Source organism: Bradyrhizobium sp. UFLA05-125, assembly GCF_059803515.1.
This window is the reverse complement of record NZ_JBANBJ010000065.1, coordinates 16,680-34,859: the sequence shown is the minus strand read 5'-3', so window position 1 is coordinate 34,859 and position 18,180 is coordinate 16,680. Positions and strand designations below refer to the sequence as shown.

17 protein-coding genes are annotated in these 18,180 nt (G+C 64.9%); 9 read left to right on the top strand and 8 right to left on the bottom strand.

Features of this window, described 5'->3' with window-relative positions; all coding sequences use genetic code 11:
• Positions 1–8 precede the first annotated feature (8 nt).
• From SO156_RS35615 to SO156_RS35605, 3 genes are all read right to left on the bottom strand, one after another.
• Positions 9–1,862, bottom strand: coding sequence for a TRAP transporter large permease (locus SO156_RS35615; RefSeq protein WP_498538029.1), 1,854 nt, complete (start codon positions 1,860–1,862; stop codon positions 9–11).
• 7 nt (positions 1,863–1,869) lie between these two features.
• The gene (locus SO156_RS35610) at positions 1,870–2,901 is read right to left on the bottom strand and encodes a TRAP transporter substrate-binding protein (protein WP_458144124.1); all 1,032 of its coding nucleotides are present in this window, start codon (positions 2,899–2,901) and stop codon (positions 1,870–1,872) included.
• 370 nt (positions 2,902–3,271) lie between these two features.
• Positions 3,272–3,712: a DoxX family protein gene (locus SO156_RS35605; RefSeq protein WP_458144123.1), complete on the bottom strand. Its 441-nt coding sequence runs from the start codon at positions 3,710–3,712 to the stop codon at positions 3,272–3,274.
• A 96-nt stretch (positions 3,713–3,808) separates the two neighbouring features.
• Between SO156_RS35605 and SO156_RS35600 the strand changes: the two genes are divergently transcribed.
• The 3 genes from SO156_RS35600 to SO156_RS35590 all read left to right on the top strand — a co-directional run bounded on the left by SO156_RS35600 (position 3,809) and on the right by SO156_RS35590 (position 8,178).
• Positions 3,809–4,729 (top strand): LysR family transcriptional regulator, encoded by a 921-nt coding sequence (locus SO156_RS35600; protein ID WP_498538028.1) that lies wholly within the window; start codon positions 3,809–3,811, stop codon positions 4,727–4,729.
• A gap of 146 nt (positions 4,730–4,875) precedes the next feature.
• Positions 4,876–6,363, top strand: coding sequence for a caspase family protein (locus SO156_RS35595; protein ID WP_498538027.1), 1,488 nt, complete (start codon positions 4,876–4,878; stop codon positions 6,361–6,363).
• A gap of 147 nt (positions 6,364–6,510) precedes the next feature.
• Positions 6,511–8,178 (top strand): SulP family inorganic anion transporter, encoded by a 1,668-nt coding sequence (locus SO156_RS35590; protein ID WP_498538026.1) that lies wholly within the window; start codon positions 6,511–6,513, stop codon positions 8,176–8,178.
• Positions 8,179–8,184: 6 nt separating this feature from the next.
• On the opposite strand, the gene SO156_RS35585 is transcribed toward SO156_RS35590, so the two are convergent.
• The 4 genes from SO156_RS35585 to SO156_RS35570 form a co-directional block, all read right to left on the bottom strand.
• Complete coding sequence (locus SO156_RS35585; RefSeq protein ID WP_458144119.1) at positions 8,185–8,580, bottom strand: hypothetical protein; 396 nt, start codon at positions 8,578–8,580, stop codon at positions 8,185–8,187.
• 122 nt (positions 8,581–8,702) lie between these two features.
• Complete coding sequence (locus SO156_RS35580; protein WP_498538025.1) at positions 8,703–9,746, bottom strand: Spy/CpxP family protein refolding chaperone; 1,044 nt, start codon at positions 9,744–9,746, stop codon at positions 8,703–8,705.
• Entirely contained in the window at positions 9,716–10,003 is a 288-nt protein-coding gene (locus SO156_RS35575; RefSeq protein ID WP_498538024.1) for a hypothetical protein, read from the bottom strand. The genes SO156_RS35580 and SO156_RS35575 overlap by 31 nt, the downstream gene beginning before the upstream one ends.
• Positions 10,004–10,182: 179 nt before the next feature.
• Positions 10,183–11,601, bottom strand: coding sequence for an FAD-binding oxidoreductase (locus SO156_RS35570; RefSeq protein WP_498538023.1), 1,419 nt, complete (start codon positions 11,599–11,601; stop codon positions 10,183–10,185).
• A gap of 85 nt (positions 11,602–11,686) precedes the next feature.
• On the opposite strand from SO156_RS35570, the gene SO156_RS35565 reads away from it, so the two are divergent.
• Positions 11,687–12,205: a thioesterase family protein gene (locus SO156_RS35565; RefSeq protein WP_498538022.1), complete on the top strand. Its 519-nt coding sequence runs from the start codon at positions 11,687–11,689 to the stop codon at positions 12,203–12,205.
• 2 nt (positions 12,206–12,207) lie between these two features.
• Here the strand turns inward: SO156_RS35565 and SO156_RS35560 are convergent, their stop codons facing one another.
• The gene (locus SO156_RS35560) at positions 12,208–12,381 is read right to left on the bottom strand and encodes a DUF1328 domain-containing protein (RefSeq protein WP_027522311.1); all 174 of its coding nucleotides are present in this window, start codon (positions 12,379–12,381) and stop codon (positions 12,208–12,210) included.
• A gap of 253 nt (positions 12,382–12,634) precedes the next feature.
• Between SO156_RS35560 and SO156_RS35555 the strand changes: the two genes are divergently transcribed.
• The 5 genes from SO156_RS35555 (at position 12,635) to SO156_RS35535 (ending at position 18,156) form a co-directional block, all read left to right on the top strand.
• The gene (locus SO156_RS35555; protein WP_498538021.1) at positions 12,635–15,217 is read left to right on the top strand and encodes an ATP-dependent helicase; all 2,583 of its coding nucleotides are present in this window, start codon (positions 12,635–12,637) and stop codon (positions 15,215–15,217) included.
• Between the two features lie 90 nt (positions 15,218–15,307).
• Positions 15,308–15,724, top strand: a complete 417-nt coding sequence (locus SO156_RS35550) for a hypothetical protein (RefSeq protein WP_458144114.1) — start codon at positions 15,308–15,310, stop codon at positions 15,722–15,724.
• Positions 15,724–16,404, top strand: coding sequence for an OmpA family protein (locus tag SO156_RS35545; RefSeq protein ID WP_458144113.1), 681 nt, complete (start codon positions 15,724–15,726; stop codon positions 16,402–16,404). The genes SO156_RS35550 and SO156_RS35545 overlap by 1 nt, the downstream gene beginning before the upstream one ends.
• A gap of 169 nt (positions 16,405–16,573) precedes the next feature.
• The gene (locus SO156_RS35540) at positions 16,574–17,092 is read left to right on the top strand and encodes an Mpo1 family 2-hydroxy fatty acid dioxygenase (RefSeq protein WP_458144112.1); all 519 of its coding nucleotides are present in this window, start codon (positions 16,574–16,576) and stop codon (positions 17,090–17,092) included.
• A 32-nt stretch (positions 17,093–17,124) separates the two neighbouring features.
• Positions 17,125–18,156 carry an NAD-dependent epimerase/dehydratase family protein gene (locus SO156_RS35535; protein WP_498538020.1) on the top strand — a complete coding sequence of 344 codons (1,032 nt, stop codon included), beginning with the start codon at positions 17,125–17,127 and terminating at the stop codon, positions 18,154–18,156.
• Positions 18,157–18,180 lie beyond the last annotated feature (24 nt).

Genomic DNA, 18,180 nt, shown 5'->3' with positions numbered 1-18,180 from the left:
CAACTCCTCTAATAGCCGAACGCGCGCGGCAGCGCTGTCGAGATCGACGGCACGAAGGCGATCACGAGCAGGCAGAGCATCAACAGCCCAAGATAGCCCATGATCGGCTTCACCGTCCGCTCGATCGGCACATTGCCGATCAGGCAGGCGCCGTACAGACCGAGCCCGAGCGGTGGCGCGAACAGGCCGATGCCCATCGCGATGACCAGCACCACGCCGAAATGCAGGGGATCGATGCCGAGCTGCACCGCGACCGGCAAGAGCAGCGGCCCGAAAATGATCAGCGCGGCCGCACCCTCCAGCACCGAGCCCATCACGATCAGCACGAGGATCGCGAGCAGCATGAACAGCCAGACGCCAGAGGTCTTGGACAGGCCCAGCATGAACTCACCGACCGCGTGCGGGACCTGCTGCAGGGTCAGCGTGAAGGCGAGGGACTGCGCGGCGGCGACGATGAACAGCACGAGCCCGGCGCGCGTCGCCGCCTGCACGAAACTATGCGCGGCGGCTTTCAGCGTGAGCTCGCGGAACACGAGGCTGCCGACCAGGATGGCATAGGCCGCGGCGAAGGCGGAGATCTCGGTCGCGGTGGCAAAGCCGGTCTTGAAGCCCGTGAAGATCATGAAGATCAGGCCGAAGGATGCGATCGCACCGCTCCACAGGCCGGACACCGGGATCTGCGCCTCGGCGTCCTCGGTCGCCGTCGGCGGCTTGCCGAAGATGATGGACACGGCGATCAGCACCAGCGCCATCAGAGCCGCCGGCAGCAGGCCCGCCATAAACAACCCGCCGATCGAGAGGTTTGCGACGAAACCGAGGATGATCAGGTTGATGCAGGGCGGAATCGTCTCAGCCATCACCGCGGAAGCCGCGAGCAACGCCACGGCACCTCCCGGATTCTGCCGCGAGCGGCGCGCCGCCGGGATCAGCACGGAGCCGACGGCGGCGACATCGGCCATCTTCGAACCGGAGATGCCGGAGAACAGCACCATCGAGGTCACCATCACGACGTTGAGGCCGCCGCGCATGCGGCCGACCGCGCGCTGCAATAGCTCGATCAGGCGCACCGACATGCCGTTGGCTTCCATGAGGTAGCCGACCAGGATGAAGAAGGGGATCGCGAGCAGCACGAAATTGTCGATGCCGCGCGCCATCTGCTGGGCGAAGATGACGCCGGGCAGCGCGCCCTCCACCCAGATGAAGATCAACGCCGCCAGCGCTAGCGCAAAGCCGATCGGCAGGCCGCCGAACAGCGTGACGAAGAAGCCGATCAGCATCAGCGTGCCTGATGACGGCACCGATGCGGGCAGCAGCGCATCCCAGGCGAGATAGAGACCGGTGACCACGATGATCGCGACGAGGCCCTTGGCGATCTCGGACAGCGGCCTTGCGCAGAGTTGATCGATCGCGAACACCGTCATGAACAGCGCGCCGACGCCCATCGGGTAGAACGTCAGCTCGAGCGGCAGCCCGGATCCTGTGGTCTGGCCCGTGGTCAGCGTCCCCAGCTTGATGGCGTTGTAGGCGACGTAGGCCGAGATCAGCACGATCAGCAGCGCGCTCACGGCATCGACCAGCGCGCGCAGCCGCAGAGCCAGCATGTCGCGGAAAAAGGAAACGCCGACATTCTCGCCGCGCGCAAGCGCGCTCGCCGCGCCAAAGAAGGCCGATCCGACCATCAGGCCGCGCGCGACGTCGTCGGACCATTCGACCGGTGCATTGAAGAGGAAGCGCAGCAGCACCGAGACGCAGACCACCACGAGGTCGGCGGCCAGCAAGATGGCCGCGATAGTGTCGCTCGCGCGCAGCAGAAGGGTGATGCTCCCGCGGCGGTCGCCTGAGAGGGACGCGGCGGCTGTCATCGCCATCTCAGGCCTGGGTCGCGCGGATCATGTCGATGACGGGCTTGGATTCGGGCCGCGCCTTGATGAAGTTATCGGTCTGCGGCATGACGCGCTTCCTGAACGCCTCGCGGTCGCATTCGGCGACCGTGACGCCCTTCTCGGTGAGCGCCGCCAGAGCTTCCTTCTCGACGGCGAGTCCGTGCGAACGCGTGTCGGCCGCGGCCTTCTTCGCGGCATCGAGAAAACCGTCGCGCAGCTTCGCATCCATGCGGTTGTAGGTCATGTCACTGAAGTAGATCGCAAGCGGCGAGAAGTTGTGCTGCGTCAGCGCATAGAACTTTGCCGTTTCGAAGAACTTGCTGGCCAGGATGGTCGGCGGGTCGTGCTCGAGCCCGTCGAGCACGCCGGCCTGCAGCGCCGTGTAGATTTCGCCGAACGCCAGCGGCGTTGCCGCAGCTCCCATCAGCCGCAGGCATTCAGTGATGACGGGATTGGGCAACGTCCTGATCTTCAGGCCCGCGAGGTCCTCGGGCGTCTTCACCGGCTTCTTCGCCAGCACGCTGCGCGAGCCGAAGTTGTAGGCCCAGGCGATGATGCGGATGTTGGCGCCCTTGAGCAGCGCATCCTCGATCGGCTTGGCGGCGCCGGCATCGAACGCCTTGGTCTGCTGCGGGAAGCTCGCAAAGAGATAGCCGAGGTCGAAGGTGCCAACGAGCGGCACCAGATTGGCCGAGATCGACGAGCCCGACACCATGAGATCAATGACGCCGAGCTTCACCGAATTGATGACGTCGATTTCCTGGCCGAGCTGGTTGTCGGGGAAGAACGCGACCTCGACCTGTTCACCGAGCCCGTTGGCCTTCAGCTGCTTGACCAGATTGTCGTAGTAGACACGGCCGTTGGCATATTTTGGATCGTTCGGCAGCGACGAGGAGCATTTCAGCTTCAATGTCGCGGCTTCGGCGCGGCCGATGATGGCGGGAGAGAATAAGAGGCCGGCGGTTATCGCCGTCGAGGATTTGATGAACGCGCGACGGCTCACTGGCACTGAGGTCATTGTGCTCTCTCCCCAAGCGTTTTTTCTTTGTGCCGCGGTCGTTGCCGCAGCCGTTTCATTGACTGTAGGGCCAAAGCGACAAGTCAGGCAAGGGTAGCGGGAGCATCGTCGCACGAGCGCCGCGATGGCGAGCGCATGGGTGGAACGGCAGGCAAAAGCCTGCGCTTGCCGGTGTTTCCGGCACGCGGCACGGCGGCACGATGAGTGCCACGCTTCTTGATCCGGCAAAGGCCTATCGATCCAATTCAGGTATGGATCGATGCAGAAGTCATATTGATTGCGCTCGGCCTTCGCCATTGCGCGCTACGAAACGAGAAAAGGCTGCGGGAGGTGATCCCGCAGCCTTTCTCTTGATCAGACCTTACGGGCGTCAGCGCGAATGCGCGCCGCTCAACTGGCCGACCGCGTCGTTCTGGCGCGAGGGGCGAAGCGCATAGGCGCCGTCGCCGAGCAGCGCCTGCGCAAGCAGCGCGATGGCCCAGAAAGCGGGATATTCCCAGCCCCCCTTGGGGTTGGTGAAGAAGAAACCGGCGGCGCCGTGCACGGTGAAGATGGCGCCGAGCAGGATCGGAATGCCGGCGAGCGCGGCGTAGCGGGTCCACACCCCGAGGATCAGGGCGACTCCGCTCAGCACCTCAACCGTCATCACGAGGTAGGCGAGCTCGGGCGGAAAGCCGAGGCTGCCGAAGAACTTTGCGGTCCCGGCAGGGGTAAAGACGAAAAACTTCAATGCGGCATGGGCAAGAAACAGCGCACCCAGTGTCACGCGCAACACCAGCGCCGCATAGGGCGCGGTACGGGAATCGATCATAGCGGTCTCCTTCGATTGCCGGCCTTATGATCTATTCTCAATTCGGCGATAATCTGCTATTTTGGAACAATAGTTCACACCCAGAGAGTGAAATCGTTGCTAGACCGCCTGACCAGCCTGGAAGTCTTCGCCAAGGTGGCGGCGGTCGGCAGCCTGTCCGGCGCCGCGCGCGCGATGGGTCTGTCGCAGACCATGGTCACCAAACACGTTGCGTCGCTCGAAGGCCGGCTCGGCATCAAGCTGTTCCATCGCACCACGCGCCGGCTGTCCATCACGGAGGCAGGGCGCAGCTATCTCGAATCCTCCGAGCGCATCCTGGCTGACATGGAAACCGCCGACGCCGCGGTCGCCGCCGAACGGGTCGAGCCGCGCGGGCTGCTCCGCGTCAACGTACCGGTGGTGTTCGGCACACGACAGATCGCCCCGCTGCTCGGTGATTTTGCCGAACGCTATCCGAAGGTCACGACCGAGCTCGGCCTCAACGACCGGCTGGTCGATCTCGCCGAGGAAGGTTGGGATCTCGCGATCCGCATCGGGCGCTTACGCGACTCCAGCATGGTGGCGCGGCGGCTGGCACCGAACCGTCTCGTGGTCTGTGCCGCGCCGTCTTATCTTGCCAAATACGGCACTCCGCGCACCGTTGCCGACCTCGCCGCCCATAACTGCCTTGGCTACACACTGTCGCAGCAGACGAGTGCCGCCGAGTGGCTGTTCGGCGCGGACGGCGAGATCCGCGTCCAGGTCAACGGCAACCTCCGCGCCAACAATGGCGATGCACTGCGGGCCGCGAGCCTCGCCGGCCTTGGTCTTGCTCGGCAGCCGACCTTCATCGTCGCCGATGATCTCCGGGCCGGGACCCTGGTGGCACTGAAGCTCGACCAGCCGGAGGTCCGGTCGTCGGCGGTGCATGCGGTCTATCTGCCGGATCGGCGGCCGCCAGCGAAGGTCCGCGCATTCATCGATTTCCTGGCGGCGCGCTTTTCGCCGGAGCCACCCTGGGATTGCGGCCTGTTCTGACGACGGCACCAGGGCAAGGGGCATCTCCGCCGGGAGAACTGCCCAATTTGCCGCACATCCCAGAGTGAGCTGGCGCACAGACTCCATCATGGCACGAGGCTAGAAAAGCTCTCACCCTCGCGCGCATTGCCGATGGAGGTGACACCATGCGCCGTCCGGCCCTTTGCAATTGGCTTCTTGCATCCAGCCTTCTCGTTCTTTCTCAGCTCATCACACTGACGGACGCCTCCGCAGAAACGCGACTCGCGCTCGTAATCGGCCAGTCCGCCTATCGTGCGGTTCCGGAACTGCCCAACGCCGCCAACGACGCCAAGGGCATGACGGAGCTGCTCGGCAATGCCGGCTTCGATGTCACTACCGCACCCAATCTCGCCCAGAACGAGATGCGCCAGGCGATCAGCGATTTCGCCGGCAAGGTCAGCGCCAGCGGCGCCGACGCCGTCGCGCTGGTGTTCTATGCCGGTCACGGCTTGCAGATCGACGGCGAGAACTATCTGGTGCCGGTCGATCTCGATCCGAAGCGCGAGGCCGACATTCCCCTACAGGGCGTGCGGCTCAACGACCTGCTCAACACGCTCGGCGCACTGCCGACGCGTGCGCGCATCTTCATGCTCGATGCCTGCCGCAACAATCCCTTCCCGGCGCTCAGCGGCGCAGGTCACGGGCTTGCGATCGTCGACACCAAGGCCGGCGCCCCCGGCTCATTCATTTCCTACTCGACCTCGCCCGGCGCGGAAGCCGAGGACGGCTCCGGCATCGACAGCCCCTACACCACGGCGGCGCTGACGATCGCCAAGCAGCCGAACCTGCCGATCGAGGAAGTCTTCAAGCGCATCCGCATTGCCGTCGCCCAGTCGACGGACGGCCGGCAGATCCCGTGGGAAAGCTCGTCGCTGACGGCCGACTTCAAGTTCTTCGGCGACAGCAGCGGGCAGCAGCCTTCCGCTCCCGGGACGGGTTCGTCCGCGCTGGCCAGCGCGGGCCGCACCGTCGAGGACTGGCGCCAGGAGCTGCGCGGCAAGGAGCCAAAGGTCGCCTATGATCTCGTGATCGCCGACGACACCGTCGCCGCATATCAGGCCTATGTCGAGCTGTTCGCACAGGCCTCCTACACGCCGCGTCTGCGCACGATCCTGGAGCGCCGGCGCCAGATGCTGGCCTGGGAGCTGGCGGTCGCGATCAACACCCGCGCCTCGTACGAGACTTATCTCACCAATTGGGGCAACAGCGACCTCGCGGCAACCGCGCGCAGGCTTCTGCTCCGCGTGCAGAACCGCAACTACGGACCGACGGCTGCGGCCGCCGCAGTGCCGGTCGCCGTCGCGATGGCGCCGACCTGTCCGTGCTCGACGCCGCCAACGCCGGCAACGCCGATCAACCCGGTCGTCGCGCCGATCATCAAGAAACGCGTCGACGACACGCCGCCAAAGAGGAAAGTCGTCGACACGCCCAAGCGCAGGCCGCCGCCGGTTGAGGTCGTGGTCGATCGCCGTCCGCCGCCGCCACCACCGGACCGCGGCCCACCACCCGGCGCCATCATGGAAGGCATCGGCATCGGCGTCGGAATCGGCCTCGGCATGGGAATGGGCGGCGGCCGCGGTGGCGAGATGAACCACGGCGACCGCAGGTACTAAGGCTGTCGCCCGAGCCGGAAAGGAATGCCCGCAGGTGCACAATGTGCCTGCGGGCAATTCATGTTGCGTCGAACATTTCCCCCATTTGCTGCACGGGCGATGCTGTAGTTTGATGCCGGAAATATTGTCGTCCGGGGATTCGAACTGATGGCGCACGACGCTCCCACTGCCAAATCATGGCCGCTGTTCCGGTCGCTTGCGTCCTATTCGTTGCCGGGAGACCTGATGGCGGGCCTGACGCTCGCGGCGATCGCCATCCCCGAGCAGATGGCGACCGCACGCCTCGGCGGCTTCGCGCCGCAGATCGGCTTCTTCGCCTTCATGGCAGGCTCGCTCGGCTTCGCGCTGCTCGGCAGCAACCGCTTCCTGTCCTGCGGTGCCGATTCGACCATCACGCCGATATTCGCCGGCGGCCTTGCCGCGGTAGCCGCGACCGGCTCGCCGGAATATCAGTCGCTCGCGATCGCGCTCGCGCTGATGGTCGGCGCGATGCTGGTCGCGAGCGGCATCTTCCGCCTCGGGGGCATCGCAAATCTATTGTCGGTGCCGGTGATGATCGGCTTCCTCGCCGGCATCTCAGTCCACATCATCGTCTCGCAATTGCCGGGCGTGCTCGGCGTGGAAGCGCCCAATGGACCGACGCTCGATCGCATCGGCACGCTGGCGCGCGAGCTCGGCCGGTCCAATCCCTACACGATCTTTATCGGCTTCGGCGTGCTCGCCGTCGTCTTCCTCGCAGAAACGATCAGCCCCAAGATCCCCGGCGCGCTGATCGGACTTGTCGGCGCGACGCTCGCGGTGATCGGGGCCGGGCTCGAAGCCAAAGGCGTAAAGGTGGTCGGCACTGTCCCGGGCACGCTGCCGATGCCGACCTTGCCGAACCTTGCGCCCGAGGCGTGGGTGCGCCTCGTTCCGCTGGCCTTCGTGATCTCCGTCGTCGTGATGGTTCAGACCGCGGCGACGACGCGATCGTTTCCCTCCGATCCCGACAAGCCCGCCGACGTCGACCGCGATTTTCTCGGCGCCGGCGCCGGCAGCCTGCTCGCGGGCGTGTTCGGCGCCTTTCCGGTGAATGCGAGCCCGCCGCGCACGGGCATCGTGGTCGAGACCGGTGGACAGTCGCAACTGTCGGGCCTTGCCGCAACGCTGATCGTGCTGGCACTGCTCGCCTTCGGAACCGGGCTGCTGCAGCACGTGCCCGACGCGGCGCTCGGCGGCATCCTGCTGTTCGTGGCGCTGCGGATCATCCGCGTGACGCAGATCGCCACGATCTATCGTCAGTCGTTCAGCGAGTTCCTGCTGATCCTGGCCACTGCCGCGCTGATCATCGTGCTGCCGATCCAGCAGGGCGCGTTCCTTGGCATCGTGCTGTCGCTCCTGCACGGCATCTGGAGCACGACCCGCGCAAGGCTCATCGAGTTCGATCGCGTGCCGGGCACCACGATCTGGTGGCCGGCGCATCCGCATATAGCGGGCGAGCGCCTGCCCGACGTCGCCGTGATCGGATTGCAGGCGCCGCTGTCATTTCTCAATGCTCCAAGTTTCCGCAACGACGTGGCGGATCTCTTGAAGGACTCGACGCCGAAGCTGCTGGTGCTGGAAGCAAGCGGCATGGTCGAGATCGACTTCACTGCTGCGCAGGCCCTGCTCGAGATCTTCAGGGCATGCAGCGAGCAGGGCGTCACCGTCGCAGTGGCACGGCTGGAATCGGTGCGGGCGCAGAAAGCGTTCGAACGTTTTGCGCTGTTCGACATCCTGCCGAGAAACCACGTCTTTCACAGCGTGCATGAGGCCGTCGTCACGCTCGCCAAATAAGGGCCATCACTGCCCGAGCGCCGGATAGTCCTTTTGCGCGGCCTCCCGAATCCAGTTCGCGTGGATCGCGCGATAGAGGATATGCGCGGTTTTGATGTCGCCCGCCTTCATGCAGAGATCGATGATGTGGCGGACGGCGTCGTCGCGCATCAGGTCGTCCGAGATCTTCATCGCGATCTCCATCGCAACGCGCGCCGCGCGTTCATAACGCTCGCTTTCGCACTTGCGCTGTTTCTCGAGCGATTTTCCGCCGTGGTCGGCGGGGCCACCGATCAGTTCGGCGCTTGCGGACGCGGACTGGCAGATGTTGCGGATACGATCGGCAGCCGCGATGTCGCCGATCGGCCACTGGATCGGCTCATCCCAGACGTCGGACGGCTTTTGCCTTGCGAACAACTTCATCGCCCCGCCACCCGTGGTCTTCTGGCCTTCGCATTGTCGCGCTTCAGCTCCGCCCAGCATAGAGAACCCCGTCGCCCTCGGCGAGGCGGTTTTTCCGGCCACGGCTTTGGCTTGCGGCGCGCTCAGGACGTCCGACGCGGGCCTATCGCCTCGAACTGCGCCTTCTGCTCGTCATTGAGCGTCGCATAGAAATCCTCGAGCGCCGCGCGCACCGATTTGACGCCGTCGAGCATCACGTCGAGCCGCTTGCGGATCGCGGCCATGCGCGCCGGCGGCGTCATCACGTCGCTGGGCTCGCAGGCCGCCTTGAGCGACGCGCTGACCTTGGCGCTGGTATCCTGGAGCACTTGCAGCGCGGCGCGCTGGGTATCGTCAGGGTGAAGCCGCGCTTCGATTTCGGCTCCTGGCCAATCGAGCCCGACAGGCGTACCGCAATTCTGCGCGAGCGATGCATTGGCGTTGTTTGAGGCCGCTCGGCGCTGGTCTTCGGCCAGCGCGTTGAAGCGCGCCTTCTGCTCGTCGGTGAGCGCGCCGTAGAATTTGTCGAGCGCGGGCTGAACCAGATCGACAGCCTTCACCATCGCCTCGACGCGCTGCTGCATGGCCGCGAGCCGGCCCGGCGCCGTCGCTGCGACCTGCGTCGGGCAGGACGCGCGGATCAACTCGGCCGCCTGGATCGAGGCATTGCCGAGTGCATCGAGATCGGCGCCTTGCGCGTCTGTCGGCTGCACCGCGTCCGCGATCTGGTCGATCGGCAACCCGACAATCTCGCGGCGGTCACTGCCGCAGAGCTGATCGAGCGGAACGCCTCTCGCATGCCTGCGCCCGTACGGCCGCTGCGGCAGATAGGTCGCGAGGCCGTCATAGCCATAGGGACCGAAGATGCCGGCATAGATATCCGGGTAGCCATAGCCCCAGAAGCCGAGACCATCGCCCCAGATCGTATAGTCGTACAGATCATAATAGGCGAAGGGCCAGAACAATGGCCCGACCCAGCCGTAGAAGCCGCCGGGATGCTGCCACCATCCGTTGCCCGCGCCATGCCAGCCGACCAGCGCGGCGGCTCCTGCGATCTGGGCGCGGGCCAAGGGATTGCTGATCAGTCGGCTGTTACGGAAGGTTGCGGGAGGCAGGTTCAGCGCATTGCGGAAACCGGCGGGATGCACGGCTGCATTGCGGATCTGGCCGAAATTTGCGCGGCCATGCTGGACCCCTGCGTGCGCAAATGAATGCCCGGCGAACCGCGGGCCGCCGCCATGATGGCCACCACCAACGTGAACATGTCCAAATCCATGGCCGGCGAAATGGCCACCACCACTGTGATGGCCGCCACCACCGAAATGACCACCACCGCCGAAATGACCACCGCCGGGGCGACCACCACCGCCATGGCCGCCACCACCACCGTGTCCGCCCCCGCCACCGCCGCCCCTCGCCAGCGCTGCACCCGCCAACGCGCAGGCGAGCACCATCACAGCGATTCCCATGACCGGTCGCAACATCGCATCCTCCCGAATACCGTTGCATTTGAGGCATCGGAAATTGACGAGAATTGGAACCAGCGAGGGAATCAAAAGTTCCGGGTGCGCGACCGCGCCGGATCTAGTCGACCGGCACGATCTTGCCGGGGTTGAGGATGTTTTGCGGGTCGAGCGCCTTCTTCAGCGCCCGCATTGCGTCGAGCGCTTCGGGGCCCAGCTCGGCCTTGAGGTATTTCTGCTTGCCCTGGCCGATACCGTGCTCGCCGGTGCAGGTGCCGTCCATCGCCTGCGCGCGCTCGACCAGGCGATGCATGAACTCCTCGCCTCGCGCCATCTCGTCGGCATCGTCGACGTCGCAGAGCAGCGAGCAGTGGAAATTGCCGTCACCGACATGGCCGACGATCGGCGACAGCAGGTTGAGGCGCTTCAAATCCTCCTCGGTCTCGGTAACGCAATCGGCAAGGCGCGAGATCGGCACGCAAACGTCGGTTGCGACCACGCCGGCGCCCGGCCGCAGCGCCTTCACCGACCAATAGGCATCGTGCCGCGCCTGCCACAGCTTGGTGCGGTCCTCGGGCTTGGTGGTCCAGGAGAAACCACCGCCGCCGCAGTCCTTGGCGATCTCGCCGAATGCCTTGGACTGCTCGGCAACCTCGATCTCGCTGCCGTGGAATTCGAGCAGCAGCAGCGGCGTTTCGGGCAGCGTCAGCTTGGAATAGGCGTTGCAGGCCCTCACCTGGGCGGCATTGAGGAGTTCGATGCGCGCCACGGGAATGCCGGTCTGGATTGCGAGAATCACCGCCTGGCAGGCGCCATGCACCGTTTCAAAGGAGACCGCGCCGGCCGCGATCATCTCGGGGATGCCGCGCAGGCGGATGGTGAGCTCCGAGATGATGCCGAGCGTGCCTTCGGCGCCGATGAAGAGATGCGTCAGATCGTAGCCGGCCGACGACTTTTTCGCGCGCGTGCCGGTCGTGATGATCTCGCCATCGCCCCGCACGACCTTCAGCGCCAGTACGCTCTCACGGATGGTGCCGTAGCGCACCGCATTGGTTCCCGAAGCGCGCGTCGAGGCCATCCCGCCGAGCGAGGCGTCGGCGCCGGGATCGATCGGGAAGAACAGGCCCTGGTCGCGCAGATGCTCGTTGAGCGCCTTGCGCGTCACGCCGGGCTCGATCACGCAGTCGAGGTCCTCGGCATGCACGGCGAGCACCTTGTTCATGTCGCGCAGGTCGATGCAGATGCCGCCGGCCGGCGCATTGACCTGGCCCTCGAGCGAGGTACCGGTGCCGAACGCAATCACGGGCACGCCGTTGCTGGCGCAGATCCGCACCACGTCCTGGATGTCTTTGGTCTCCTGCGCCATCACCACGCCATCCGGCGGCTGATTGGCAAGCCATGTCGTGGTGTGACCGTGCTGCTCGCGCACGGCCTGCGAAGTGATGAAGCGATTGCCGAAGCGCACGGTAAGCGCTTCCAGCGCACTGGCCAGGGCTTTCGGCTCGGGCCGCGGCGGCTTATTGGTGATGGTCATACCCACGGACATTCCTCCCGACAGAGAAGCGTGGCAAAGGACATATACCCGGTCAAGTCAAGCGATCGGACGCATAGCTAGGGAAGGAAACATGCCGGAGACTGCCGCTTCAGCGCCCACGACCGAGGACAAGACCGAGCCGTTCCGTTCCTCGATCATGCAGATCGAGCCGCAATGGATCGACCATAACGGCCATCTCAACATGGCCTATTACAACGTGATGTTCGACCGGGCGATCGACCAGCTCTGGCTGAAGCTCGGGATCGGGCCGACCTATATGAAGGAGCGTCACGGCTCGACCTTCACTGCCGAGTGCCATGTGCGCTATCTGCGCGAGATCCATCTCGGCGATCCCGTGCAGATCTCGGTGTGGTTGCTGGAAGCCGACGACAAGCGGCTGCACACTTTCGAGGAGCTGCGTCACGCGACCGAGGGCTGGCTGTCGGCCACCTCGGAAAACATGTCGCTGCACATGGACATGGCCTTGCGAAGAGTGGCCCCCTTCCCGGCCGACATTCGCGAAAACATCGCGTCCGTGGTCAAGGATCACAGCGCGGTGTCGCGTCCCGAGGGCATCGGGAGAAACGTCACGATGCCCTCGAAACGCTAGCGCTACACCCTTGTGCGGCCGCGGGCCAATCCAACCACGGCCGAGATCAGGAACAGCACGACCGCGATGAAGAAGATGACCTTGGCGATCTCGATCGATGCGCCGGCGATGCCACCGAAGCCCAGGATACCGGCGATCAGTGCGATAACCAGAAACGTCACAACCCAGCCAAGCATGGTCAAAACCTCTGTCTCGATGTTTGTCTGCGGTCAGCGCAGCTACGCGCCACGCCGCGTTTGCACAGACAATCTCGACCTCGAAACGAAGGTTCCGGGCTGAGCGGGGCGGAAATTCGCCGAGGTGACAGGAACAAATCGGCCTTCGGCGTACGTGGAAAACCCCTCGCCGCCGCCCCATATAGGGGCTAATCCCTGTTATGAAGGCTCCCTTCCGCCACCCCGCGGTGCCATCGTGGGGCCACTGATTCGCATGACCGAGCCGAGCAAAATCACCTCTCACGTTTCCGACCACCAGCCCGCGGCCGGCGGCATTGCCGCGCGCGCCCGCGCCTCGGTGGGCCCGAAATATCTGACCGGCCTCAATCCCGAGCAGCGCGACGCGGTGGAGACGCTGGACGGCCCGGTGCTGGTGCTGGCCGGCGCCGGCACCGGCAAGACGCGCGTGCTCACCACGCGTATCGCCCATATCCTGAGCCAGGGCCGCGCCCGCCCCGGCGAGATCCTGTCGGTAACCTTCACCAACAAGGCCGCGCGCGAGATGAAGCACCGACTCGGCCAGATGCTGGGACAGGCGGTCGAGGGCATGCCGTGGCTCGGCACCTTCCATTCCATCGGCGGCCGGATCCTGCGGACGCACGCAGAGCTGGCGCAGCTCAAGTCCAATTTCACCGTGCTCGATGTCGACGATCAGGTGCGGCTGTTGAAGCAGCTCCTGCAAGCCGAAAACATCGACGACAAGCGCTGGCCGGCGCGCATGCTGGCCGGCCTGATCGACGGCTGGAAGAACCGCGGGCTTAGCCCGACGCAGGTGCCGTCAGGCGAAGCCGCGATGTTCGCCAACGGCAAGGGCGGCAAGCTCTATGCGAGCTACCAGGAGCGGCTGAAGATCCTGAACGCCGCCGATTTCGGCGACCTGCTGCTGGAGAATATCCGCATCTTCCGCGAGCACCCGGATATCCTCCGGCAGTACCAGCAGCGCTTCAAATACATCCTCGTCGACGAATATCAGGACACCAACGTCGCGCAGTATCTGTGGCTGCGGCTGTTGTCACAGGCACCGTCAGCAACCAAGGTCGTCATTCCGGGGCGCGTCGAAGACGCGAACCCGGAATCTCCTGATGAGTTCACGGATCGAGATTCTCAGGTGCGCAATTGCGCACCGGAGTTCGATGCTGCGCATCGCCCTGGAATGACGGTTGCTCCTGCGGCCCACGTCAAGAACATCTGCTGCGTCGGCGACGACGACCAGTCGATCTATGGCTGGCGCGGCGCGGAGGTCGACAACATCCTGCGCTTCGAGCACGATTTTCCCGGCGCCAAGGTCATCCGGCTCGAACGCAACTATCGCTCGACCGGCCACATCCTCGCCGCCGCCTCGCATCTGATCGCGCATAATGAAGGCCGGCTCGGCAAGACGCTGCGCACCGAAGACGAGGATGGCGAGAAGGTGACGGTCACCGGTGCCTGGGATTCGGAAGAGGAAGCGCGCGGCATCGGCGAGGAGATCGAGCAGCTCCAGCGCCAGGGCGAACGGCTCAACGAGATCGCGATCCTGGTCCGCGCGTCCTACCAGATGCGCGAGTTCGAAGATCGTTTCGTCACGCTCGGCCTGCCCTATCGCGTGATCGGCGGCCCGCGCTTCTATGAGCGCGCCGAAATCCGCGACGCGCTCGCCTATTTGCGCGTCATCAACTCGCCCGCCGACGATCTCGCCTTCGAGCGCATCGTCAACACGCCCAAGCGCGGGCTTGGCGACGCCACCGTGCAGATGCTGCACGATCATGCCCGCAAGCGCCGCATTCCGCTGTTCGAGGCGGCGCGCGCCGTGGTCGAGACCGACGAGTTGAAGCCGAAGGCGCGCGGCTCCTTGCGCGATCTCGTCACGCAATTCGATCGCTGGCGCGCCCAGCGCGAGGTCACTTCGCATACCGATCTCGCCCAGATCGTGCTCGACGAGAGCGGCTATACCGAGATGTGGCAGAAGGACCGCTCTGCGGACGCCGCGGGCCGGCTCGAAAACCTCAAGGAGCTGGTGCGCTCGATGGAAGAGTTCGAGAACCTGCAAGGGTTCCTCGAGCACATCTCGCTGGTGATGGATCGCGACGGCGGCGCCGAGGAAGATGCGGTGTCGCTGATGACGCTGCATTCGGCCAAGGGGCTCGAATTCGACAATGTGTTCCTGCCGGGCTGGGAGGAAGGCCTGTTCCCGAGCCAGCGCACCCTGGACGAACAGGGCCGCGCCGGCCTCGAGGAAGAGCGCCGGCTCGGCCATGTCGGCCTGACCCGCGCCCGACGCCGCGCAAAGCTCTATTTTGCGACCAACCGCCGGATCCATGGCACCTGGTCGACCACGATTCCCTCGCGCTTCCTCGACGAATTGCCGGCGGCCAATGTCGAGATCACGGAATCCAAGGGCGGCTCGGCCTGGGGTGGCAGCGGCGGCTACGGCGCCTCGCGCTTCGACGACATGGAAGCCTTCGGCTCCAGCTATTCGACGCCGGGCTGGCAGCGCGCCCAGGCCAATCGCAACCGTGGCCAGGGTGGCCGCAACGGCGGCGGCCGCGGCGGCCTCGAGGAAGAGCCCTCGTCGTTTTCCTCCGCGCCCGATTTCGGCGGCAGTTTTTCATCACGCCGGCGCGGCCCGATGACGATCGAAGGCGAGCTGGTGGCAAAATCGACCGGCACGACGTCCGAATTCTCGATTGGCGACCGCGTCTTCCACCAGAAATTCGGCTACGGCCGTGTCGCCAAGATCGACGGCAACAAGCTGACCATCGCCTTCGACAAGGCCGGCGAGAAGAAGGTCGTGGACAGTTTTGTGCAGCGGGCGTGAGGCCGCCCCTGTTGCGGCGACGTTACGCCGCCGGCTTTCCTTGCTCCACGCCCCTTGACCATGGCGAACTTCCCCGTATCAGATGCGGCCATGGCCCGGGGCTTCATCACACTCGCCGTACTTGCATGTGGCATGCCGTCGCTGGCGGCAGCCGAAACGATGAGCTTTGGCGATGCCATCGGCATGCTGGCCAAGAGCTGCGGTGCGGAGATCGTGGCCAATTGCCGCGGCGTGAACCCGGATTCGACGCGGCTGAAGGAATGCTTGTCGCGCAACCGCGACGTGCTGTCACCGCAGTGCCAGACCGGTTACCTCGCGGCCTTCGACGCGATCCAGAAGCGGGTCGCCGCGCGCGTGACCGTGGCGAACGCCTGCCAGCGCGAAATCGTCAAGGTGTGTGGCGGCTCGACCAAGGAGACCAGCAAGTCGATCCCCTGCCTGATCTCGACACCCAAGGGCATCAGCAACAACTGCCTGAAGGCGGTCGACGACGCGGGGTATCGCTGATGCGCGCCGCCGGGCTCACCCTGCAATCGATCGGCCTCGGACTCGCGCTCGCCCTGGCGCTCGCGACAGGACCCGTGGGCGCGCAGACGGCGCCGCCGACGCGCGACGACATCGTCGCCAAGCTCAATCATTTCGAGCAGGCGCCCGATCTCGACCTCGCGGCGCTGAAGCAGCAGGTGATGGAGCGGGCGAGGACGCGGATCAAGAACGATCCGGGCCCGGTGAATCGCCCACTCATCGCGCCTGACCTTGCGAGCCTTCCGGCTTTCAACACGACGATCCAGTTCGACGACGACACGCCGATCATCCAGCCTTCGTCCTACCAGACGGTGGGCCGCACCGCGGATGCGATGGTTCATGCGTCGCTGCTGCCCTACACTTTCTTGATCGTGGGCCATGTCGAATCCAATTCGAAGACGCGCGAAGCCAATGCGATCCTGAGCCAGCGCCGTGCCGACGCGATCCGCGACGTGCTCGTCAACACGTTCAAGATCTCCGCCAAGCGCATCCAGTCGATCGGCCTTGGCGAGGAGCAATTCCTCGACCGCGCACGTCCGACCTCGGCCGCAAACGGGCAGTTGCAGATCCTGACGCTTGCCAAACTCCCCGAGGAGCAGGCCGCCCAACCTGCGGCGCCCAAACCTGCGGCGCCGGCCAAAAAGCCGGCAAGAAAACGCTGATCGATCACATTTCGGCGGTGCTCGGAACCCCTTGAACCCCTGACTGTTTTTTGCGCGCACACCGCCTCGAATACCTGCTCTGCGCGACAAATGCGCCGGTTTGTGCGGGGGACGAGCAGATGCTATAGGCTTGTCGCTTCCTCCGACCAGCATCCTCAGTGAGACCAAGATGGGTGGCTTTTTTCAACGCCAACTTGCCGTTTATGTCGAGTACCATCGCGATCCCCGGAACACGGCGATGCATGTCATTGGTATCCTTTTGCTGTTCACGGGCGCGGTAATGCCACTGACGCTGGTGAACGTCCCGCTGTTCGGATTCGAGTTCAGTCTTGCGCTGATTCTGGCTTTGCCGGTCCTCATCTATTGGCTGCTGCTGGATGTAGCGCTCGGGGCCGGCATTCTGGCGGTATCGATCGTGCTGTTTTCAATCGCGACGACCATTGCAGCGCAAGTCAGCACCGTGACGATGTGGGCGATTTTCGCCACGCTGGTCGCGCTCGGCTTCGCCGCGCAGGCCATCGGCCACAAGGTATTTGAGGGGCGCGAGGCCTCGTTGTTCACCTTTCCGTCTCATCTTCTGCTTGGACCGATGTTCGTAATGGCGAAATTATTCATTGCGTTGGGTTTTCGTCGTGACCTTGCCGCGATTCTCGCGCCTCTTCCGACCAACTCCCTTTCAACCCGATAAGTTTCCAGAGCGGAACAGCAGCAACCTTCTTCATGGCTCTCGTACTGGTTACCGGTGGCAGCGGCTTCATCGGACATCATCTTGTAGAAGCGCTCCGCGCCAGGGGGCAGCGGGTGCGCGTTCTCGATGTGCGGTCGCCAGCCGCGCCGTGCGCTGATGTCGACTACGTCGCGGGCTCGGTGCTCGATGGCGAGGCCGTCGATCGCGCGCTCGCGGGCGTCGATCGAGTCTATCACCTCGCCGGCCTGCCCGGCATGTGGGTCGCCAACAAGCAGGATTTCCACGAGGTCAATTGCCGCGGCACCGAGGTCGTGCTGACGGCCGCGCAACTGCACGGCGTGTCGCGGTTCCTGCACTGCTCGACGGAATCGATCCTGTTCCCCTACTCGCAGCTCAGCGGAGTTCCCGCAGAGGAGGCGCTGCAGCCGGCCGACGCGATGCCGGGCGCCTATACGCGATCGAAGTCGCTCGCCGAACATTGCGCGGCAAAGGCCGCGGCGGCGGGCTTTCCGCTCGTCATCGGCACACCGACCATGCCGATCGGCCCGGTCGATCACGATCTCACGCCGCCGACCGCGATGCTGTGGTACTTCCTGCAAAAGAAGGTGCAGCCGCACGTCAACTTCCTCGTCAACCTCGTCGATGTGCGCGACGTCGCCATGGGCCTCCTGCTCGCGATGGAGCGCGGCCGCATCGGCCAGCGCTATATTCTCGGCGGTGACTGCGTCCGGCTCGGACAGATCCTGCGCATGATGTCGGTGATCAGCGGCCGCAAGCAGTACCCCATCGCAGTACCCGGCAAGCTTGCCGAGCTTTCGGCGATCATGCTCGAATACATCTCCGACCACGTCACGCACCGGCCGCCCAACGGCACGGCCGAGGGCGTGCGCATCGCACTTGCCGCCAGCGACCTCTCGATCGACAAGGCGCGCACCGAACTCGGCTATGCACCCCGCCCGGTCGAACCGGTGCTGCGCGAAACCATCACCCATCTGCTCGCACGCGGCAGCCTGCAAACGCCGGCCGGCATCGAGCACCACGCGCTCAGCTCCCGCGCGAGCTGAGCCCAAGCCCAAAAGCAAGAACCT